Consider the following 21,677-nt stretch of genomic DNA (forward strand, 5'->3'; position numbering starts at 1 on the left):
GCCTGGTCGATGCATTGTCTCCCTGACGAAAACATCTCGAAGCTGCGACATGGCGCCAACCTTGACGCCGATCAGGAGAAATACGGCCGTGCGCATTCATCCCAATTCGTTCGCCTTCACCTTGTTGCTTGGTCTTCTGGCGTCGCTGCCGACATTCGGCATTGACATGATCCTGCCAGGCCTTTCGGCGACGGCAGCCGATCTCGGCGCGACGTCGGCCGATGTCGGTCTGGCGATGAGCGTCTATCTCATGAGCATGGGAGCGGCGCTTCTTGTCTATGGGCCGATATCGGATCTCCTCGGCCGCAAGCCGATCGTTGTGTTTGGCTGTGCACTTGTCGTCGTCGCAAGCCTGGGCTGCCTTTTGTCCGTTTCGCTGCCGCAGTTGCTGTTCTTTCGCGCCCTGCAGGGAGCTGGCGCGTCGGCGACCGGGATCGCTGCCGTTGCGATTGTCAACGACCTCTTTGAGGGCGAGGCCGCGGGGGCAAAGATGGCCAACGTGGTTCTGGCGATCTACATCGTCCCGATGATCGCGCCCACCGTCGGCGCGGCGCTGCTTGCGCTAGGCAGTTGGCGGACCATTTACCTCGTGCCGACCGCAGGCGGATTGGTCCTGCTCGTCGCGATGTTCGGTTTCAGCGAGAGTGCGACAATCGATCCAAAGCTTCAGCTCAGCCATGCGACAATCCTTCGAAACTATCTTCGCGTTCTGCGGCATCCACTCTGTGTGGGCTATATCCTTTGCAACGCCGCGGCTGCGGGAGCCATGTTCGCCTACGTTGCCGGCTCATCGCTGTTCTTCATCAATGGCCTGGGTCTCAACCCGTATCAATTTGGTGTGATCTTCGGAGCCAGTTCGCTGTCCGTCATGCTTGGCACCCGCGTCAACAGGATTCTCGGCCGTCTGGGCCTGTCGCCGGCGCCAGTGATTTTGGCCCGGCCTCGCACTCTCGACCTTCCTGGCCACGTCCCTGGTCATCATGACGCTCGCGGGAGGCAAATCGGCTGTTCTGGTGGTGATCGTGATCGTCGGCGTCGCATTGTCATTCGGCTTAGTCTCGCCTCATACCACGAACGAAGCGGTGCGGCCGATGCCGGAAATCGCGGGGACCATCACTGCCGCGAGAGCGTTCGTGCAAATGGTTGGCGCCGCGTCGTCCATCGCAATGGTCGCTGCGCTTTACGACGGGCATTCGGTATTTTCGATGGCTGCGGTGATGCTTGGCTTTTGCTTGTTGGCATTCGCCATCTATGTTGGCGTCGTTCGTCCGGCCGAACATCTCGTCTCAGGTGCTTGAATGCCAACCAGGTTAGGGAGGAAGGACCGTGAGTTCTTGTGGCACGTTGAAGCCCGTCCTGTTGTGTCGCGACGGCGTACGTTTGGCACATGTTGAGGCCGGACCTACAGCCCCGCAAATCCCTCCGCTGCTCCTGATCAACGGCTGGACGGGAGACCACGGCATCTTCACGCCGCAGATCGCCCATTTTGCTCAAAGCCGCCGTGTCGTGGCCGTCAATATTCGCGGCCACGGCGCCAGCGATGCGCCCGAGCAGGAGTACACCATCGCAGGATTTGCTGACGATATCGCTTGGCAATGCGCTCAACTGGAACTGCTCAAGCCTGTTGTGATCGGCCACAGCATGGGAGGCCGGATCGCGCTCGAACTGTGCGGCCGCTATCCTGACCTGGCCTCAGGCGTGGTCATGATCGACACAATCGTCATGCCGCCTCCGATATTGCGCGAATCCCGCGAGCTTACAAGGCTGCTGGAAGGCATTGGCGGACCCAACTATCTGGCGGTCTTAAAGGCAAACGCGTGGGAGATGGGCTGCGATTTTGACGATCCCACCCGGCGAAAGATGATCTACGAGACTTATGTACTTCCGTCTTGCGAGAAAACGCCACAGCATGTGGCCTATTCGATGATACGGAACGCCAACCTTGAATTATGATCCCGTCCCTGCCGCAGAAGCCTGCCGGATTCCCATGGCCTATATTTCCGCAGATGTTCCGCTGGTGAACGTGACGCGCGACCTGGATCGGCTGCAGGAGATCTGTCCACAGCTGGTAATAGCGAAGACAATGCTTGCCGGACATTTCAACACGATCGAGGTTGCAGACCAGGTCAATACCATGCTGGATCGCTTCTTGGCCGTCGGCCTCCGCCGTGGAGGTAGAAGCCTTGAATAGATGCGGAAATCGAATTGGCTGTGATCGCGAGCTCGATTGGTAGCGAGCCAATTGGTCCTGTTGGGTTCGGTGCTCGACGCCTTTTCTGCAACCTTCGCCGGCATCACGTGTTGCACCGGTTTTCGGACCGCGGCACGAAAAGTTCGTTACCAGCACCATGCCGCCGCCGTCCCACGGCAGGAGTTTCCCTCTGTCCATGCGCGTGCCGCGGAACACGAAGGCGTCGCCGCAATACGGGTTCGCGCGCAGTGCTTCGCTCACCAGCGCCGACGGCGTATGCACCGACTTGCGAAAATTGACCGGCTGTGCCGCCAGCACCACTTTGAGGTCGGACCTCAGTGCAATCACCGGATGCCCCGAAGCACCGTCGAAAGCGTCGCCAGTTCCACACCCGGCTCGACCGGATGGCGCCCCGCTCAGCTCGATCTCGATTACCCCGCAGGCCCTGGTCGGCGACGCGCTGATCTCCTTTCGACGAAATACGCTCGTCGGCTGCGCCGCTGATCTCGGCACCATTTTGGATTGGCACAGAGCTCGGCACCTTCGCGACCGCCGCCGCAGCGACTCCGCAAGACCAGGCAGCGGAATGACGGACGTCCGCATGAGCGACCGGCGTCGAGTTCCTCGAACGTCTGCTGGAACGAAGCGAGCGAAATCCGGATCGGTCCCGGCCAGCGTCCGCCGCTCCGCAGTACCACAACCTTTCTACGACGCAACAGGTTGGCCGCTTTCACGATCTCATGGCGGCGGCGGAGAGGTTCGGCGCCGTCGAGGTGCAGCGGGGCCGGAGAGACCGCGGCTATCTGATCGAGCGCTTGCGTGTCCGAGATCCCGATCTGCTCGCTCGCCATCTGGGCCGCCCGACCGCGAGCGCGATGGCGCAGCGCCCGGGAGGAACTGCTACCGGTAGCCGCTACGGGAGAGCCTTGGGTGGCCAACTTGTTGGACGAGATGACAGGCCGTTGGGCGAGGGGCGAAGCCGCCTACCGGCTGACCGCCGCCCAGACGGAGGCCGCCAAGGAGTTCTTCACACTCCTGGCATCCATTTCGCGGCAGGAAGCCCGAGGGCTCGACGCACGCACGTTCTCTTTTCGAGCAACGAACGACAAAGGCCTTTGACCGCCACGCCTCCCGGCTCGCCGCGACTGTTGGTGTCCAAACTGGCCAGCCTGACGCTGCGGCTGATGTGATCTGGACCAGCATCGGGTTGGAACGCTTCAGCCACTCCGTCCACCTGAAGGGGCCAGTGGTCGTAGAGGGCCCAACCGGTCTCCTGGTGGACGGCACCGCCAAGCCTTCGCATCCATACACCCGGAAATGCCGCCTTCGTTGAGGATTAGTCGTCCGCCAGCGTATGTGCTGACCATCGAGAACTACGCGAGCTTCAATCGGCAGGTCCGGGAGATCGAAAGCGACGGTCTGATCGTCTGCCTCGGTGGATTTCCGGCTGCCGGCGTCATCGCACTGCTTGATCGCGTGCTCGCCGGAATTCAGGGGACCGTCCCTTTTCTTCACTGGGGCGACATCGACAGCGGAGAACTGCGCATATTCCGACTTCTCGAAGAGGTTTTGCCCCGGAGGCCGACGCCGCATTTAATGACGCAGCAACTGGCGGAAAGTGCCGGATAGCCAACCGCACCAGATCCAAGCCTAGTCTCGATCGCACGGTCCGACAGCGCGATCGCCGCATTGGCTCTATGGCTTGCGTTCGATAAGGCCCCAATGGCTTTGGAGCAGGAAGCGCTCGATCCGGTGTTGCCATGTTAGTCGGACCTACTGCCTCATGAAGCGTTCATAGGTATTCTCCAGAGCCCCGCCCTCGTCCCGAGCCTTTGGTTCGGCTCCTCCCAGGTGCAGCAGGGTGTAGGCCGTGTCATACTTCTCGCTCCTGAATGAAAGTTCTGGCGCGCGCTCGTTGAAACCATACTCCCGTCGGGTGATCGACGCCGGCGTGGACCTCCGGCGTGAACTGCGCCTGTGCGACGGCGGATCCAGCCGGCAAGGCGGCGGGGCCGCGGCTTGGCGGATGAACCCACTACTGACCAGCGCAGGTCTACTCGACCATGACCATCTGACGAATCCGTCAACTGAAGTGACAAGCAGCGCCCTTCGTTCGGTGTACCCAACCATCTTAGAAGGACCGACGATCGTTACGACGGCAATAATCACCGCCAAGAGGATCAAGTAGCCGCGGCGGCGGCATACCCGCTAGTTCTTCGATCGGCGCACACCTTGCGGCTGAGATCGTCATTGGCGCTGTCCGCCCTAGGATCGAGCTCGCTCACTCAAGGTGCTCGGCGGGCGCGAAGAATAGGCTGCCAGAAGAAAAAGAAGATCTCCGACAGCTATAGCGTTCGCTGGGCGGCGGGCCGCGAAGGCGCTCGCTCTGCAAAAATGCGCTCCGCGATACGCAGATCTTCAGTGCTGTCGATTTCGTGCCATCTGACGTCGTCGCATCGCGCCGCAGCAAGTTGTAGGCCCGCCTCGTTCCACGAGATAGCCAAAAAGCTCCTCGGTGTAGGCCTGCGTAGCTCCCGACTCGATAATATCGTCCAGCGCCGGAATGATCGTTGTCCTGAGGGGCGGCACCGAGAGTCGTAGCAGATTGATCGTCTTGAAAAGTCGCAGTCCTTCCGCGGCAAGGTGTGCCGCGGTTTGCTTCATGCGAAAACCTGAGATGAGGCCGCCATCCGATAACACAACTGCCGACCCTTCCATCAATTCACCGAAGGGAGCGATGGCAGCCACTTCCGACGCTTCGCAGATCATCAGATGGAGCAACGCATCCTCCTCGAAAAAAAAACGTCGCCCTCGAGAACAAAGCAGTCCGGCGCGCCTGAACGTCGACAATAATCAGTTGACCAGGCTGCCCGATCCGCTTCCGGCCTCTCTCCGGCGGCTCTACGCCGGCGGACCGAACCAGTTGTCCGTCCAGACACTTCGTACGCCAAAGCTGTTTGGCATAACGACTGAACGTCCCCGCTCATGGCAAGGCATTCAGGTTGTCGGCGCCGGTGACAACCACGTTTCTCGTCCGCGCCGCTTGCGTTTCGGGATGTAAGAGGCCTGATATGGAATGTAAGAGGTCGGACATATTGTCACGCCCGACCTTCGTTGGGTTGAACCGCACGTAGCGTGAGGTCGCACAATCCTGAAAGTGGATGGCGATGGCCCCAAAGCTTCACGATGGATAACAAACGTTGCGAATATCACAAGTGTTGAGCTGCAGGCCGCCTGAAGCTGTTGCGCACTCTTCGGGGGTGCTTGGTGCGCCAAGCCGTTTATGCACCGCATCGGTGGCGTCGGTGCGCTTGCCACCGGAGCAGGGCGATCAATTCGGGGACGTGAACGATGATCCGAAAGTACCGGGGCGGTGGCGCCTAGCCGCAAGAGCGCATTCGCTGCTTCGATGCTTTCGTTGCGTCGACCTGCGTTCCGAGAGACGGTGATGCTGGGCATTGCGCTAGAAGAAACGCGGATTGGGAGAGACATGATGAGCCAGAGCCAGCGCACGTGTTGGACCTACTGAGCACATCGATGTGCGACAGCCGTCGCGGTCCTTGCGACAACAACCGCTTGTGCACGAAGCCGGCACGTCCGCCGATATTGTTCAGTTGGTCCACCGGCGGGCAGTGATTGCGTGAGTAGCTGTCATCCTAACTGTGCTGCGTAGTCGTTATGAAGTCATGATGCGATCTGGAGTCTTGACGCTACCCCTCGTACGAAGTGCCCGAAGACCAAGACCCTGCAATTCGGCTCGGCTCGCGGCTTGCTTCGTTCGCGGCGTCATCACCAATCGCGGTGCGGTCATCTTCGAGGCGGACTCGGCGCGTATTGCCGGTAGCGTCTGGGTTTGCTGTGCGGCGATAACGTAAGGCGCTCGGTTGTGGGCCGAGACAATGCAAGGGAGTGTATGATGCGATCTAATGTGAGGAAGTCTTTGATGCGATTTGGAGTTCTTTTTTGGCGAGCCACAACAATTGCGCTCCTCCCAAGCGGTGCAGTCCATTCGGCGGACGTAGAGCGTGCAATTGGGCTGCCGGCAGCGGTGTGGAGTTGGTCCGGAGGATATATTGGCGGGCACGTCGGCGGTGGGTACGGCCGGACCTCCTTCAGCAATCCCTACGGTTCGTCAATCTATGGGGGCGTGGTCGATACCCCTTCGTTTCTGGCAGGTGGTCAGACCGGCTACAACTGGCAAATGAGCAGCTGGGTCGTTGGCGTCGAACTGGATGCCAGCGGTGCAGGCCTCCGACGGCGCAAATACCTGCTTCGCCGCCTCCGGCAGGATTGTGAGCGCAAGCTGCAAGGCAAATCCAAACGTCTTTGTCAGCGGGACCGGTCGCGTCGGTTATGCGTTTGGCGCGCAAGGCCACACGTTGGCCTACCTCAAGGGAGGCGTAGCTTGGCAAAACAATCGGGGCGACGTCGCCAATAACAAAGAGCCTGGCAATTGGCCAGAGGAGAAAGTTCATTTCGACTATGGTCGCGTCGGTGAGGTCATCGGGCTGGGCGTCGAGCAAGCGCTTACGCCTGCATGGTCCGTCAAATTTGAGTATGATTATCTGCATTTCGGCGGGCCGAGTGTCGCGACCCCTCCGACCGTGCAGGGTCCGCCGGCTGCAGTTCTTCCGGCGAACACAACCAGCCTATCGAGCAACTACCACATTGGAAAGGTCGGGTTGAACTACCACTTTGGCGCCGACCCGCGCGCGTCGCAATGGTTCGATGCGCCGCTGTATGCAAAGGAACCCAGCAGCGTGCCGCCGATTGCGTACGCCGCCGGTTGGTCAGTCGAAGGCGGATCGCGGCTCTGGCTCAGCCGGGGAAGATTCCAGTGGGACCACGGCATAGACCCGAGCATTCTCATATCGAGGCTCACCTATCACGGACTAGACGGACTCTCGGGAGAACTATTTGGCCGTCTTGACAGCCCGTGGGGAATATTCCTGAAGGGCAATATTGGCCTCGGGCGCTTCAACAAAGGAAACATGAATGACGAAGATTGGAGCATGCGCGAGGGCGCCTACAGCAACACCGTATCAGGCCAGGCAAACGGAAACTTCACGTACTACACGGCCGATGCCGGTTACGACTTCCTGCGCGGCACCAACTACAAGGTCGGCGGATTTATCGGTTGGACCTATTACGGCCAAAAGTCGGACTCGCTAGGAGCCGTGCAGATCGCTAACCCCATGATGGCATCCCGGGTACCGGGTGACAGGGTCGTCGTCAGCCAGGATACTCAGTGGAATGCGCCTCGTGTCGGCCTAAGCGCCGAAACCATGCTCACCGAGCGTTGGCGCTTAAGCAGCGACGTCGCTTACCTGCCTTGGACCGATTTCAGGGGGCGTGACAATCATCTCTTGCGCGAAACGACCCACTTCGATGATCAACGCGGGGATGGAGGCGGGGGGGTCCAGCTTGAGGGCGTGTTGTCTTATCTCGTTACCAGCAACTTCAGCGTCGGCGTCGGTGGCCGCTATTGGGCAATGTGGACCAAAAAGGACAGCGGTAACACATGTACCGGCTGCCGCCCGCACCCGATCAGTATTGGGGGGCAGAGGTACAGCATGGAGCGCTGGGGTACGTTCTTGCAGGCCTCCTATAAGTTCAATTGAAACGCTCAACCGTAGCCAGGCTCCAGAAGAGCAGCTACCGCGAAAAGGTCGACCGGGCCGAGCAGATAGGACGCGAGAAGGATGTCGACAATCGTCATCCTCACCGCATGCTTAGAGCGGGTTGGGTTCGAATTGCATCGCAGGAGAGTCCCAAAGTGAGCGAAGCGTGATTCATCCTTGTGGCCGGGAGAGAGGCTCGCAAGGATGGCCCATGCAGACGCTTCGGATTCGGGTGATCAAGGCTGTTGTTGAGGACGGTCTTTCGCGGAACGAGGCGGCTCGGATTTTCCGGGTCGGGATCGCGAGTGCGCTTCGTTGGGTGAGCGCGTTCGAGGTGACGCGCCGCACGACGCCTTTGCCAACCGGCGGGACCGGCGTTCCGTGCTGAGGCCGCACAGGGATTGGCTCCCGGAACTGCGGCGCAATGAGAACGATCTGAGGCTCGATGCGATCGCCGAGCGTCTGCTTGGCACGCACGGCGTGTGAGCAACTGTCATCCTAACAGTGCTGCGTGGTCGTTCTGAAGTCATGATGCGACCTGGAGTCTTGACGGCACCCCTCGTACGAAGTGCCCGAAGACCAAGACCATGTGATCCGGCTCGGCTCGCGGCTTGCTTCGTTCGCGGCGTCATCACCAATCGCGGTGCGGTCATCTTCGAGGCGGACTCGGCGCGCATTGCCGGTAGCGTCTGGGTTCGATGTGCGGCGATAACTTAAGGCGCTCGGTTGTGGACCGAGACAATGGAAGGGAGTCTTTGATGCGATCTAATGCGAGGGAGTCTTTGATGCGGTTTGGAGTTCTTTTTTGGCGAGCCACAACAATTGCGCTCCTCCCAAGCGGTGCAGTCCATTCGGCGGACCTAGAGCCTGCAATTGGGCTGCCGGCAGCGGTGTGGAGCTGGTCCGGGGGATATATTGGCGGGCACGTCGGCGGTGGGTACGGCCGGACCTCCTTCAGCAATCCCTACGGTCCGTCAATCTATGGGGGTGTGGTCGATACCCCTTCGTTTCTGGCAGGTGGTCAGACCGGCTACAATTGGCAGATGAGCAGCTGGGTCGTTGGCATCGAACTGGATGCCAGCGGTGCTGCCTCCGACGGCACAAATACCTGCCTCGCCGCCTCCGGCAGGATTGTGAGCGCAAACTGCAAGGCAAGTCCAAACGTCTTTATCAGCGGGACCGGTCGCGTCGGTTATGCGTTTGGCGCGCAAGGCCACACGCTGGCCTACCTCAAGGGAGGCGTAGCTTGGCAAAACAATCGGGGCGACGTCATCAATAACGACGAGTTTGCTCAGTGGCCACAGGAGAAGACTCATTTCGACTATGGTCGCGTCGGTGAGGTCATCGGGCTGGGCGTCGAGCAAGCGCTGACGCCTGCATGGTCCGTCAAAGTTGAGTATGATTATCTGCATTTCGGCGGGCCGAGTGTCGCGACCCCTCCGACCGTGCAGGCTCCGCCGTTTGCCATTCTTCCGGCGAACACAACCAGCCTATCGAGCAACTACCACATTGGAAAGGTCGGGTTGAACTACCACTTTGGCGCCGACCCGCGCGCCTCGCAATGGTTCGATGCGCCGCTGTATGCAAAAGAACCCAGCAGCGTGCCGCCGATTGCGTACACGGCCGGGGGGGGGGGGGTTGGTCAGTCGAAGGCGGATCGCGGCTCTGGCTCAGCCGGGGAAGATTCCAATGGGACCACGGCATAGACCCAAGCATTCTCATATCGAGGCTCACCTATCACGGACTAGACGGACTTTCGGGAGAACTATTTGGCCGTGTTGACAGCCCGTGGGGAATATTCCTGAAGGGTAATGTTGGCCTCGGGCGCTTCAACAAAGGAAACATGAATGACGAAGATTGGATCTTTGAGCACCTCGCCTACGTCAACACAGTATCAGGCCAGGCAAACGGAAACTTCACGTACTACACGGCCGATGCCGGTTACGACTTCCTGCGCGGCGCCAACTACAAGGTCGGCGGATTTATCGGTTGGACCTATTACGGCCAAAAGTCGGACTCGCTAGGAGCCGTGGAGATCGCTAACCCCATGATCCAAAGCTTGGCACCGGGTGACGACAGGGTCATCGGCAGCCAGGATACTCAGTGGAATGCGCCTCGTGTCGGCCTAAGCGCCGAAACCATGCTCACCGAGCGTTGGCGCTTAAGCGGCGACGTCGCTTATCTGCCTTGGACCGATTTCAGGGGGCGTGACAATCATCTCTTGCGCAAAACCACCACCTTCGATGATCAACGCGGGGATGGAGGCGGGGGGGTCCAGCTTGAGGGCGTGTTGTCTTATCTCGTTACCAGCAACTTCAGCGTCGGCGTCGGTGGCCGCTATTGGGCAATGTGGACCAAAAAGGGCAGCAGTGAGACATGGATCGCCGGCTACGGCCCGCACCCGATCAGTTTTGGCGGGGAGGTTGGCGGTGAGAAGTACAGCATGGAGCGCTGGGGTACGTTCTTACAGGCCTCCTATAAGTTCAATTGAAACGCTCAACCGTAGCCAGGCTCCAGAAGAGCAGCTACCGCGAAAAGGTCGACCGGGCCGAGCAGATAGGACGCGAGAAGGATGTCGACAATCGTCATCCTCACCGCATGCCTAGAGCGGGTTGGGTTCGAATTGCATCGCAGGAGAGTCCCAAAGTGAGCGAAGCGTGATTCATCCTTGTGGCCGGGAGGAGGCCCGCAAGGATGGCGCATGCAGACGGTTCGGATTCGGTTGATCAAGGCTGTTGTTCGGTCTTTCGCGGAACGAGGCGGCTCGGATTTTCCGGGTCGGGATCGCGAGTGCGCTTCGTTGGGTGAGCGCGTTCGAGGTGACGCGCCGCACGACGCCTTTGCCAACCGGCGGGACCGGCGTTCCGTGCTGAGGCCGCACAGGGATTGGCTCCCGGAACTGCGGCGCAATGAGAACGATCTGAGGCTCGATGCGATCGCCGAGCGTCTGCTTGGCACGCACGGCGTGGAAGCTGACACGTCGATGCTGTCGCGCGCTTCTTCGCCGCCGAGGAGATCAGCCTCAAAGAAAGCGCGCACGCCAGCGAACAGGATCGTCCCGACGTCGCCGAGCGGCGGCAAGCGTGGCGGAGTGCGCAGCCGAGCCCCGGCCGCCGGTTGATTTTGCTCGACGAGGGCGTTTCCCCGCCTATGTCGAGCTAATTCTCGTCCCCATTCTGCGCGAAGGCGACACGGTGAACGCCGTTCGCAAGTTGCTAGCCCGCCTGTTCTTCGCTGTGGGGACGGGCTGATGTTGCGGCATAAGCGCCTGAGACGAGCTTGTAGCAACAGCATGCCTTTTCTTCGAGCGATTTGCGGTCATCGATCTGCAAGACGCCGCGCATCTTGCGAATCAGACCTTGCTCCTCGAAGCGGATCAACGTTTCCGTTACCCCAGCGCGGCGCAGTCCCAGCACTGACGAAAGGTAATCATGCGTAACTGGCAGCACGCGGGTATCAACAGCTTCGCTCGCAAGGCACAGCCAGCTCGCGAGCCGTTGTTCACGATGGTGCCGGACCCCGCATAATCCTGTCTGGACGCACTGAAACGTCAGTGCTTGAACGTATTCAAACAGATGGTCTCGGACCTCAGGATGCGCCTTCATCACGCGACGCAAATCCTCAACCCGAATTCTGTGCGCGCTTCCGGGGAAGATGACCACAGATTGGTGGGTTGAAAGATGTCCTCCCCACAAAAAAGAAGTGCCAACCACGCCCCGATAGCCTATGACTGCCGTTTCAAGCATACTGCCCGCGGCAACAACTCTCAGTGAGACGAGGCCGCTTTCAATAAAGTAGACATGCTCGACCGGCCTTTTTGGCTCTTGCAGAACCATTCGCTCTTTCAAGACGACCGGCTCAAGGCGCTCCCCTATTGCCGCAAGCAGTTGGATAGAAAGACGCGCTAAGATCACGTTCTTCACAAAGGGCCGCTTCGCAGGACGCACCGGAAGAGAACGTTGAAGCTCCGGTCGAGTGGTGCCGGGCAGCTGCTTGAGAGCTCGATCTGCGGAGCAGTCAAGCACTTCGAGGATGGCGGGCACGCGATCGGTCATGGTTCCTCTCCTGGCCCGAGGCTTTTGTTAGCCTGCGCGCTGACCGTAACGAGAACGTGATTGCAACTGTAGCAAGATCTTCATCTTGATTGATGCAACCAGTAACCCATCGACGCTCAAATCCCGCGTTGAGAGGCCTATATTCGACGAATTTCAACCAACCGAATCCGCGGGCGTGTGCCGGCTCGGACTAAAGGCACCACATTCTTGCTTTTACACCTGTCGCTATCACCGCGCTGAGTGCGTCCCACAACATTGCGTATGATCGGGCGCTATGTCGGTAGCAAACCGAGACAGCCGAGCAGACCAAGCCAAGCTCGGAAGCATGCCTGTCAAGCAATTGGCGGGTTGGCGAGTTACGTGGGGCGCCAAAGGAACGGCCTCTAAGCCCTGACGAGCGGCTTTCCGTCTCGAGAAAGAGTGGCGTCCATCGAAAGCAGACCTCGTCCTTTGTAGCTTGCATCGGTTAACCGCAATGGCGCGAGCTGACATCCCGTCAAAGTCGTCTCGGCTTAAGAATGTCCGCAGGAGCAACATGACCCGAGCGAAGGTCACCGAATAGGGCTCCTTGCTGTCCGGCGACAAAGACGGCCTTTGGCGCTCAGCGGGTCTGCGGTCGCGCTTCATCAGGCCAACGGCGTCGATAGGGTTCACGCACAATAGCGCATTGCCAAAAAGAGTGCGTCCTTGTCGATGCGTGCCCGATTGAGATCATTAAGAGGCCACGGCAGAGTGGAGCGGTCAAGTCAACGCCTCGATTGAGGGGGCGAGACGCTCGCCCGCATCATTGCGATTAGTCGCCCGAGGGAAGCTCAACTGGAACAGCAAAGTGAACCGCCCCGGGATTGCCGGAGGCGATTTGGTTTAAGTTATGCCGCCATGGCGGGTTGTTCCAGCATGGCGTAGTAGCGTTGCTCGGCTTCGGCCGGCGGGATGTTGCCGATGGGCTCCAGGAGCCGCCGGTTGTTGAACCAGTCCACCCATTCCAGGGTTGCGAACTCGACGGCCTCGAAGTTTCGCCATGGCCCGCGTCGATGGATCACCTCTGCCTTGTAGAGACCGTTGATGGTTTCGGCGAGAGCGTTGTCATAGGAATCTCCGACGCTGCCGACAGAAGGCTCTACGCCAGCTTCAGCCAGACGCTCGGTGTACTTGATAGAGACGTATTGGCTGCCCCTGTCGCTATGATGCACGAGCCCGCCGCGGTGGACCGGCCGCCGATCGTGCAGTGCCTGCTCCAGCGCATCGAGCACGAAGCTGGCGTGCGCCGTGCGCGAAGCCCGCCAGCCCACGATCCTGCGGGCATAGGCGTCGATGACGAAGGCGACGTAGACGAAGCCGGTCCAGGTCGCGACATAGGTGAAGTCGGAGAGCCACAGAACGTTCGGCCTCGGCGCCTTGAACTGACGGTTGACGTGATCCAGCGGGGATGGCGCGGCCTTGTCGCTGATCGTGGTTCTGACGGGCTTGCCGCGGATGACCCCTTGCAAACCCATGTCCCGCATCAATCGCGACACTGTGCAACGGGCAACATCGAAGCCTTCGCGCTTGAGCTGCCGCCAGACCTTACGCACGCCGTAGACGGAGAAGTTCTGATCGAACACGCGCCGGACCTCGATCTTCAGGGGAGTATCCTGTCTGGCGCGCGCCGACAGCTTGGCCGGATCGCGCCGCTTGGCGACATGGGCGTGGTAGGTCGAGGGGGCGATCGGCAAGACCTTGCAGATCGGCTCGACCCCATGCGCCCCACGATGATCGTCAATGAAGGCGATCATGGCTTGGACCGGCGGTCGAGCTCCGCCATCGCAAAATACGCGCTGGCCTTGCGCAGGATCTCGTTGGCCTGCCGAAGCTCGCGGTTCTCCCGTTCCAGCGCCTTCAGCTTCTCGGCCGTATCCGTCGGAACGCCGGCTCGCTGCCCGCTGTCGATCTCGGCCTTCTTGACCCAGTCATGCAGTGTCTGCGGGGTGCAGCCGATCTTGGCCGCAATCGAGGTCACTGCCGCCCAGCGCGAGGGGTGCTCGCTGGCGTGATCCAGAACCATCCGGACCGCACGGTCCCGGACCTCGGGAGAGAACTTGTTCGTTGTCTTGCTTGTCATGGCTCCACCTTCTCAAGAGTTGGAGCCTCCGGCAATCCCGGGGCGGTTCAAAGCCTATCTTTACACGATCCAATATGACCATTGTCTTGAAGCCCTTGATGTCGCGGTTTTCATAGAAGAAGCGCCGCGTGAACTGCTCGTACTCCTCCATGGTCGGCGCGGTAATGTACAGGACGAAGTCGGCATCGCCCGTGACGTAGAAGCCATTGACGACGTCGGCGGATGATCTGATGGCTTTCTTGAATCTATCGATGATCTCGGCACTTTCCCGCCCAAGGTCACCAGCGCAAGCACTTGAATAGGTCTTCCAACAGCCTTCGGCGATACAATGGACACATCCGCCTGGATGATGCCTTCCGAGCGAAGCCTCTTCAACCGTCGTTGGCACGCGGTAGGGGAAAGCCCGGCCATCTCGCCGATCACATCTGAAGTTAGACGGTTATTCTTTTGCACGATCTCGAGGATGCGGGCATCTATCCGATCGTATTGCATGATCACCTCCAGCCTGAGGCAAATTTCGCCGCGAGATGATCACTCAGTGCAGGAAATCCTCCAGGGTGAAAAATACGAGGAGATCTTCCGTGACAAAACCGCACGTTGGGTTGGTCTTGTCGCATCGCAATATCCGAGTAGGGGTGAGGACGGCCGCGTTCGGATTCCGCGACGGGAGCGGAGCAGCCGCCCGGGCTATTCTGTGGCCCGGGGTTTCGTTGTCGAAGAAGATGTGAACCAAAGTGAAGCCGAAACACAACCGAGACGCCGATTTGTAAATTCGTACGGAGGCGGCAGCTTGATTGAGCTCAGACAGGTATTTGCCCGCTGACAGGCGCGACGCAAGGCGCCTTTCTTGGCTCTGAGAGGCGAACTTCAGGTCGACTTCGTCCTCCAGGTCGATACAACTGAACGAGCCCTTCCAAGCGGTGTCCCTACCAAGCATTGACGCAAGGTGGCTATGTCAGCGGGATTGCCGCGGGTGAGCTTCTGCTCCTTTGGTGTCCCCACGGAAAGATCGAGACGGTGCTGCAGTGCATGCCGTTCTCTGCAGAATCACACTCCCAGCTCATCCGTACTTGGTCGCCCGCCGGAACTGCGAGCACCACATACTCCCTGTCACCCGAACTGCTCTCAACTCCAAAAAATAGCATGCGTCCTCCCGTGCGCTTTGCTCCAGGCACTTTGTTGGGATTGTCTATAGGATGACGCGCATGATGCGAATCAACCTTTGTTCTTTGAATCGGATTAACCTCTCCGTTAGCGCAACGTAGCTCGATCGCCACAGATAAAGGTGCCTCGGCCGCCTGGCGGCACGCGAGCCTCGCCAGCATCACTGGCGCAGTTGAATTGTCCTGGCGAAGGGCCAGCCCTACGTGTTTTCTCAGATCGCCCTGGCTGTGCTCCCATGTGGCGTGTCGTGCCGCTTAAGCGTCCCCTGAATGATCGTACTTGCTGCGTCTCCATCCGTTCCGCGGTTGAGCTTCGCAACCCGAATGTTCTTTCGGAACCAGTTACATCGGCGATGTTCGCCGCCGTGCAGACAGTGCGCTTCGGCTCAACTATGCAACCCGAGCAAACAAAATTGAACCACGAGTAGCGCGGGCCACGACTGGGATCGCCAATGGGCCTAGTAGCTCTGCACAGTGATTTTGACTGGTTAACACTATCGGAGAGTTGCCAGCAATCCACGAAGAGGGAACGAGCCGGTACAAGAAAAGACGTGACAGCGGTTCGTCAACAAAGCGCAGCAGATTTGACGCAAACCGCGGGTTAGCTGTTGTCGCCTGGTTGGGCCTGATGTCCTATGCCTCCGCGACCGAGCCGTTGCGCGCCGCCAACCGACTTGCCGAGCAGTCTCTCTACGATGTCAAGCCGCTATCCCTGGACGGAGCGGCCGTCGCGAGTCCACCAGGTGCCATTGTCCGGTGCAAGCAGGTTCTACGATCAAATTCCTCGGGCAATTGAAGCGTCTCCGCACTGAGCGAGTATGCCGCAGGCGGTTGGCACAACCGTGACGATCGGGCATTTCGGGTCAATTGGTCACGATGAAAATCGATCGGCGATCGTGATAGCGGTGATCTCTCACCATACCCTCGCGTAGCGCTCATGGCTCATCAAGACGTCGAGGGGAGCCACAAGGTTCTGGTAGGTCAAATTGGGCTTGAAGCTGACGTAAGGCCATATTGTAGCGTCGCCCGCGAAACATGACCAACAGCAGGCTCAATCCGATAATGCAATTTAGATTTTCAGACTTCGACGACGTGCGCACCGCAAACAGAGCATGTAGCAAGGCCTCGGGAGTAGGTTATCGTCACGGTAAACTGCGCGGGACGCCGGATCTCGAGCAGCAGGCAGCTGCAGCTCTTGACATATGGACTTGGTGTCTGTCGCCTCAAGAAAGGATCAGCTACATCCGAAAACATCGTTCCCAATTCCGGTTTGACAGCTACGGCCAGATGATCGGTGTCGTCCGCGGTCGTTACTTCAGTGGTTGCGCATCCGACCTCATCAAATGGCGAAATCGATTCAGGGCCAACACGTGGCGTGCTGTCGTGTTGTTTTGCGTTGGGACTTGGGCAATCCTCATTTATGCTGCCCTCCGAGTGCTTGATATTGTTCACAATTGACTGGAGTTCCCATAGTAGGGCCGTTCACCTCCGCGTGAATTGAAAGTCTTTGGTATGCGCGTGAACGGTTGCAAGCCGACTCGTGTCTGCAGCCGTCGCTCGGACTCGTCCCATCTTCGGCGCGTTACGGATTGGGTTCACGTGCCATCGGATAGTCATGAGATTGCCGCCCACGAACAGGGCCCCGTCTCGGTTGGTCGTCTGATGATCCAATCTTGATCAGAAACTCCTGCCGGAGCTGATCCGACCGTCGGACCCAACCTTGTCAAAATCACTGTGCAGAGCCACTAGCTGGCCGCTACGTTGCAACCCAGAACGCCGAGCGGCTTCCCCAGCACGACGCAAACTGCAAGCGGCCGAGGCAGAAGCCTGCTGGTAGCCTATTTTGCTGGAGGCGCGAAGGGATGCGTCCGACGGCTCGATTTCTGAGCGAAGATGTTGCTATCGACGCACAAATCTGTACGTAACGGGCGGTGCATATGCATTCTCCGCCGACGTGCTTCAACCCATGCCGATTTGTTCAAAGAGCCGAGCTGCAGTTTCGTTCGTTTGGCGCGTGATCGAAAACGCCCGCATTGTTTGTGCCTTCCGGCAGAGCGATTTAAGAGTCGGCGACCTTGGCGCCTTACCATTCTCGGTAATGAGAAGCGGTTATGTCATGGAGGTCGGCTATCGGCTGGGGCAGGGGGCACGATGTGACAGAGAGCCAAGGTGGTGATCCGTGACAGTTGATAGAAGAAGCTTCGCTGCAGGAGGGTTTTCTACGCTCGCATTCGGATACGCGCTGATGCGCCAGGGGCGGACTACGCCGGCCAGGCGCCCCATCGTCGCCGGCTATATTGCTCCGTGGAAGGCGCCGGCGGGCGGTCCAAGCATCAAGACGATCCCGGCGCGCGAGCTGACCCATTTGATGTACGCGTTCGGCAACGTTTCGGCGCAGGGACTGGCTGAACTTGCGGATCGTTGCCTCGATGCAGGAGCCTGTGACGGAACCTCGCCACCGCGCCCGTTCGGCGGCAATTTCGCTCAACTCGCCGAATTGAAGCAGCACAGTCCGGAGCTTCGAATCCTGATTTCGTTGGGCGGTTGGAGCGGATCGAAATATTTCTCGGTCGCCGCTGCCACGCCGATGTCGCGCGCGCGGTTCGCACAATCAGTCATCGAGACGTTCTTTCGGCCGTATCCGGGCCTGTTTGACGGTGTGGATGTCGACTGGGAGTTTCCCGTATCGGGAGGACGGGCAGGCAATCTCGCGCGCCTTGAGGACCGGAATAATTTTACACTCCTGATCGCGGAGCTCCGCCGAGGACTCACCGAGTGCTCCGTATCCGAGCGCAGGGAGCTGGAGCTCACCATTGCCGTGTCAGCCGTCCCCGACAAGATTGTCAATCTGGAGGTCGCCGCTCTGGGCCGGCTGGTCGACCGGGTTCATCTGATGGCCTACGACTATTACGCGGGCTCGGCCTTTGCCGGATTCAATGCTCCGCTGTTCGCCTGTGCCGGCGATCCAAGTCCCGAACTCAATGTCAATGCAAGTGTGAATGCCTTGATCCGGGCCGGCGTACCGCCGGCCAAGATCACGCTCGGCGTAGCCTTCTATGGCCGAGCCGTTGCGAACGTGTCCCAAGAGAACGGGGGACTCTTCCAAAAGGGGGCAACGGCAAGCGAGGAGTGGGGAGGCAGCGACGGCATCGATTACCGGGATCTGATTGCCCGGCGACCGGAAGAGCAGGGTTTTCGTCGGTATTGGAGCGACGAGGCCCAGGTGCCGTGGCTCTATGACGCCGAACGGCGCATATGGATCAGCTATGACGATCCGCTCTCCATCGCACGCAAGACGATGTACGCGCACGCCCCATGGGCTCGCCGGGATCATGTTCTGGGACCTGTTCGCCGACGATGGTTCGCTGATCGCAGCACTCCGCATCGCTCCTGCGCGAAGATCCGAATAGCAGTGAGGTCATCACGTCGCCCGGAAGTAGGTCTTCGGTGCGCCTCGAGCGAAGACCGCTGCGCAGTGCGCTCGATACTCTGAGACAGACCAGAGCCGCATCCGGTTGAGAACGGAACGTCGGAAATCCGACGAGCGGTCGCGTCGTTCCAGAACCACGACTGTGACGTAAACGTTTCCATTGTCCGGCGCCCTCCTTTGTCCACATCGCAGCTGTGACGGCGCTGGTCGATCACGGTTACTTGTTCCATATATCTCAGGACGCCGCCGATGCCGGCGGCCAGACTCTGCGCCGTTCCAAGGCAGATCAACTACGCCAATGCTTGCCGATTCGCGCGGGCGGCCCTCAAGTGATGATCACCTGCGCTCAAGTGGGTATCACTACAGCGCTCGGACTCCTTGATGGCGTCGAGGGCTCATCATGTCCTCGCCGAGACCGCCTATGACGGCAACCGTCCTGCTCCGACGCGCCGGCGCCTCATCCGCCACAATCGGGCCGAAGTCTTGGATGGGACCGATGCGGCGATTTGGTTCGGCGACTCGTCAGCTTCCCGAAAGCTGGATCTGCCAGACTGGCGAAGTGGAGACATCTCGGGGCTGATCTGCAAACTGCATCAAACGCAAACATCGTCAAACGGAGTTACGAAATGGATCGAATCCATGACACTCTCGATGCGGCAATATCGGCTTGCGGCGGTACATCACGCCTTGTTCAGCAACATGAAATCGTAGATCAGGCGGCCGACCTGCACCTGGACGAGATGCCGCTTGGGCCGGAGCAACAAGCCGGTGCAGGTCCTTCCCATCCAGTTGTCTCGGGCGACCAGGAGGATCGCCTCCATGTGGAAACCCGGCAACCCGACATGAAGCTTGTCGTTATTTCGAACCGCGTTGCGCCCTTCGACCCGACCAAACCCCAGACGGGTGGACTTGCCGCGGCCCTCGAGCCGGTCGTCAAACGGTCCGGCGCGGTCTGGATCGGCTCCTCGGAGAACCGGGGCGACGGGACTGAGCAGCCCCTGCCACTCGTGCAGACTGGCGAAGGCCATGTGGCAAGGCTCGACCTGCCAGCCGCGCACTATTCTGGCTACTATCGAGGTTTTTCCAATTCGACGTTGTGGCCGGCATTGCACTCCCTGCCCGACCGGATGTCGGGCTCGGAAGAGGATTACGGCAGCTATCGAAAGGTCAACGATTTTGTCGCGCGCGCGGCGTTCGGCTTGCGGGATAGGGGCGCATTCTGGGTGCACGATTATCATTTGCTTCCGCTCGGGGCCGATCTGCACAAGCTCGGCATCGAGCGGCCGACCGGCTTTTTCCTGCATACGCCATGGCCGGCGCCTGACATCATTGCGCACGTACCCAATCACCGCGAACTGATGACATCGATGCTGGAGTACGATTTGCTCGGCTTTCAGACGAACCGGGATCTGAACAATTTTCTCGCCAGCCTCCATTCCCACCTCGGGTTGGAGAGCAGCGACGGGGTTGTGGTCACGGAGCGCGGCCGGACCAGGTGTCAAAAGTTCCCGATCGGTATCGATCCAAGGCAGTTCGCACAATATCTTGCTGTAGGCTTGGCTGGTGCGGAGCAGGAAAAAATCTCGTCCTTGCTGGCGAACTTTGAGGGTGCGAGGTTTGCGATCGGCGTCGAGCGGCTCGACTACACCAAGGGTATCGACAAGCGGGTCGAAGCTTTCAATCAGGTTTTAACGAAAGCTGAGCCGCGCAGCATCTCGCTCTTGCAGATCGCGCCCTCCTCACGCGCCGACGTCGAAGAGTACCGAAAGTATAAGGACGATGTGGAGAGCCTGATCAACCAGGTCAATGCCGAGCACGGCACGGACGAGTGGCGTCCGATCCACTATAAAAACGATTCGTTCAGCCAGGCTGCACTCGCGCATCTTTATCGCGCTGCACATGTCGGCGTCGTGACGCCGTTGCGTGATGGCATGAATCTCGTGGCGAAAGAATATGTTGCGGCACAGGATCCGAACGATCCCGGCGTTCTGGTATTGTCGAAGTTTGCGGGGGCCGCTGAAGACTTCAACGAGAACGAGGCGCTGCTGATAGATCCGGAGCGACCTAACGAGATCGCGGACGCGATTTTGAAGGCGGCCAACATGCCGGTTGAGGAGCGTGTCACGCGCTGGCGGTCGATGATGGACAAACTTGAGGCCTATGCGATCCACGACTGGTCGGCGGACTACGTTCGGGAGCTGGACAAAAGTCGGGTCACGGTTCCGGCTGATTACTTCCGGCATCTCGGTTTCGGCTGGACAAACGAGCATCAGATGCCCCTGTACCCGAACTTGGCCGAGGCGGTGGCCGCCTACGATGAGATCGATCCCGCGAATGCCGGGTTGAAAGAGACAGCCTATACCAACGTGAAATCGGCTTCTGACGCGTTAGCGGCCCCACTGAAGCATACACAGGATAGACTTTGGGACCTGCCGACGGCGAGAGCTCCGCTCAACCGCCGCTACGGACAACAGCCCGACGCGAGGGATTGACTGGGCGAGACGCCTATCACGGCGGACTACACGCTCCCGTAGTGGGAGCTGCAGAGCGCAATCCGAAACCGGCGCGTGGACCCACTCTTGCAGCCCGCGCGATCCGGTTCGATGCTGTGGAGGGATCGTGAAGGAGCTCCATCAAGCTTCCATGGAAATGGTCATCAGTGCGGCCGAGACGTTCGGCTGGGTCCTTTCGCGTTTACGAGACGGCTTTCTGGTTTTCCAATCAGCTTGCACGACGAGCTCCAGACATCCTTGCCGATATGTCGACTTCGCCTCGGCCTCAAATTGCCTGCAAACCGCCCTGAGCAGAAAGCTTTCCGGAGAGCGAATGCGCAGTTCAGTGAATTTGACGCTCACCGCCATGCACCACACGCGCTCAGGCAAGGACCGTGGCCTTGATCCCGGCCACCCTACCAGAAGACAGAGGTTCAGCTCCAGCTGGCTTCCCGATAAAAGCTGCGCAGGCGGATTGAGCGTATTGACAACGCCAAGGAGTTTTTGCGGATCCCGCCCGGCATGGCACGCATCGCCCGATGCGAGGGGCTTTCTTTGCCTCTCTTGCTCTCTCGTAGGTGCAATTGAAGGCGTGGGCCCGGCCAGACTGTTCTTTGCACCCAT

General features: G+C 59.5%; 15 protein-coding genes, 2 pseudogenes and 1 other annotated feature. Of the genes and pseudogenes, 11 read left to right on the plus strand and 6 right to left on the minus strand.

Going from position 1 to position 21,677, the window contains the following annotated elements; genetic code table 11:
• Positions 1 to 61: 61 nt before the first annotated feature.
• Genes ACVWW1_RS41775 through ACVWW1_RS41785 form a run of 3 tightly spaced genes read left to right on the plus strand, consistent with a single transcriptional unit; the run spans position 62 to position 2,191 of the window.
• On the plus strand, positions 62 to 1,330 hold the full coding sequence (locus ACVWW1_RS41775) for an MFS transporter (protein WP_456659911.1): 1,269 nt from the start codon (positions 62 to 64) through the stop codon (positions 1,328 to 1,330).
• Positions 1,327 to 1,953 carry an alpha/beta fold hydrolase gene (locus tag ACVWW1_RS41780; protein ID WP_456659912.1) on the plus strand — a complete coding sequence of 209 codons (627 nt, stop codon included), beginning with the start codon at positions 1,327 to 1,329 and terminating at the stop codon, positions 1,951 to 1,953. Before ACVWW1_RS41775 ends, ACVWW1_RS41780 begins: the two co-directional genes overlap by 4 nt.
• Before the next feature lie 34 nt (positions 1,954 to 1,987).
• A complete protein-coding gene (locus ACVWW1_RS41785) occupies positions 1,988 to 2,191 on the plus strand; it encodes a hypothetical protein (RefSeq protein ID WP_456660864.1) in 204 nt (67 codons plus the stop codon).
• Positions 2,192 to 2,347: 156 nt separating this feature from the next.
• On the opposite strand, the pseudogene tnpB reads toward ACVWW1_RS41785, so the two are convergent.
• Positions 2,348 to 2,794 (minus strand): annotated as a pseudogene (gene tnpB, locus ACVWW1_RS41790) (IS66 family insertion sequence element accessory protein TnpB); the annotation flags it as partial.
• A 327-nt stretch (positions 2,795 to 3,121) separates the two neighbouring features.
• Here tnpB and ACVWW1_RS41795 point away from each other — a divergent pair.
• Both ACVWW1_RS41795 and ACVWW1_RS41800 read left to right on the plus strand, forming a co-directional pair.
• Positions 3,122 to 3,310 carry a hypothetical protein gene (locus tag ACVWW1_RS41795; protein ID WP_429034270.1) on the plus strand — a complete coding sequence of 63 codons (189 nt, stop codon included), beginning with the start codon at positions 3,122 to 3,124 and terminating at the stop codon, positions 3,308 to 3,310.
• 237 nt (positions 3,311 to 3,547) lie between these two features.
• A complete protein-coding gene (locus ACVWW1_RS41800; protein WP_429034271.1) occupies positions 3,548 to 3,820 on the plus strand; it encodes a Wadjet anti-phage system protein JetD domain-containing protein in 273 nt (90 codons plus the stop codon).
• A 789-nt stretch (positions 3,821 to 4,609) separates the two neighbouring features.
• Here the strand turns inward: ACVWW1_RS41800 and ACVWW1_RS41805 are convergent.
• Positions 4,610 to 4,972, minus strand: coding sequence for a hypothetical protein (locus ACVWW1_RS41805; protein WP_429034272.1), 363 nt, complete (start codon positions 4,970 to 4,972; stop codon positions 4,610 to 4,612).
• A gap of 1,460 nt (positions 4,973 to 6,432) precedes the next feature.
• Here ACVWW1_RS41805 and ACVWW1_RS41810 point away from each other — a divergent pair.
• From ACVWW1_RS41810 to ACVWW1_RS41825, 4 genes are all read left to right on the plus strand, one after another.
• On the plus strand, positions 6,433 to 7,812 hold the full coding sequence (locus ACVWW1_RS41810) for an outer membrane beta-barrel protein (protein WP_456659913.1): 1,380 nt from the start codon (positions 6,433 to 6,435) through the stop codon (positions 7,810 to 7,812).
• A gap of 785 nt (positions 7,813 to 8,597) precedes the next feature.
• Positions 8,598 to 9,518 (plus strand): outer membrane protein, encoded by a 921-nt coding sequence (locus tag ACVWW1_RS41815; protein WP_456659914.1) that lies wholly within the window; start codon positions 8,598 to 8,600, stop codon positions 9,516 to 9,518.
• Between the two features lie 137 nt (positions 9,519 to 9,655).
• Complete coding sequence (locus ACVWW1_RS41820) at positions 9,656 to 10,303, plus strand: hypothetical protein (RefSeq protein WP_456659915.1); 648 nt, start codon at positions 9,656 to 9,658, stop codon at positions 10,301 to 10,303.
• Between the two features lie 210 nt (positions 10,304 to 10,513).
• Positions 10,514 to 10,933 (plus strand): hypothetical protein, encoded by a 420-nt coding sequence (locus ACVWW1_RS41825; RefSeq protein ID WP_456659916.1) that lies wholly within the window; start codon positions 10,514 to 10,516, stop codon positions 10,931 to 10,933.
• Between the two features lie 94 nt (positions 10,934 to 11,027).
• Here the strand turns inward: ACVWW1_RS41825 and ACVWW1_RS41830 are convergent, their stop codons facing one another.
• The 3 genes and pseudogenes from ACVWW1_RS41830 to ACVWW1_RS41840 form a co-directional block, all read right to left on the minus strand.
• Positions 11,028 to 11,867, minus strand: coding sequence for a Crp/Fnr family transcriptional regulator (locus tag ACVWW1_RS41830; protein WP_456659917.1), 840 nt, complete (start codon positions 11,865 to 11,867; stop codon positions 11,028 to 11,030).
• Positions 11,868 to 12,736: 869 nt separating this feature from the next.
• Positions 12,737 to 13,968, minus strand: a protein-coding gene (locus tag ACVWW1_RS41835) for an IS3 family transposase (protein ID WP_456659918.1) whose coding sequence is annotated in 2 segments (ribosomal slippage) — positions 12,737 to 13,677 and positions 13,677 to 13,968 — 1,233 coding nt in all. Because the reading frame shifts where the segments join, the coding sequence is not laid out codon by codon here.
• Positions 13,568 to 13,684 (minus strand) — a sequence feature (AL1L pseudoknot). It overlaps the preceding gene by 117 nt.
• Before the next feature lie 40 nt (positions 13,969 to 14,008).
• Positions 14,009 to 14,460: pseudogene (locus ACVWW1_RS41840) on the minus strand (Lrp/AsnC family transcriptional regulator); the annotation flags it as partial.
• A gap of 2,916 nt (positions 14,461 to 17,376) precedes the next feature.
• On the opposite strand from ACVWW1_RS41840, the gene ACVWW1_RS41845 reads away from it, so the two are divergent.
• Both ACVWW1_RS41845 and ACVWW1_RS41850 read left to right on the plus strand, forming a co-directional pair.
• The gene (locus ACVWW1_RS41845; RefSeq protein ID WP_456659919.1) at positions 17,377 to 18,624 is read left to right on the plus strand and encodes a glycoside hydrolase family 18 protein; all 1,248 of its coding nucleotides are present in this window, start codon (positions 17,377 to 17,379) and stop codon (positions 18,622 to 18,624) included.
• Between the two features lie 563 nt (positions 18,625 to 19,187).
• On the plus strand, positions 19,188 to 21,053 hold the full coding sequence (locus ACVWW1_RS41850) for an alpha,alpha-trehalose-phosphate synthase (UDP-forming) (RefSeq protein ID WP_456659920.1): 1,866 nt from the start codon (positions 19,188 to 19,190) through the stop codon (positions 21,051 to 21,053).
• A gap of 141 nt (positions 21,054 to 21,194) precedes the next feature.
• Here the strand turns inward: ACVWW1_RS41850 and ACVWW1_RS41855 are convergent, their stop codons facing one another.
• Positions 21,195 to 21,677 carry a hypothetical protein gene (locus ACVWW1_RS41855; RefSeq protein WP_456659921.1) on the minus strand — a complete coding sequence of 161 codons (483 nt, stop codon included), beginning with the start codon at positions 21,675 to 21,677 and terminating at the stop codon, positions 21,195 to 21,197.

Source organism: Bradyrhizobium sp. JR3.5 (assembly GCF_054057015.1).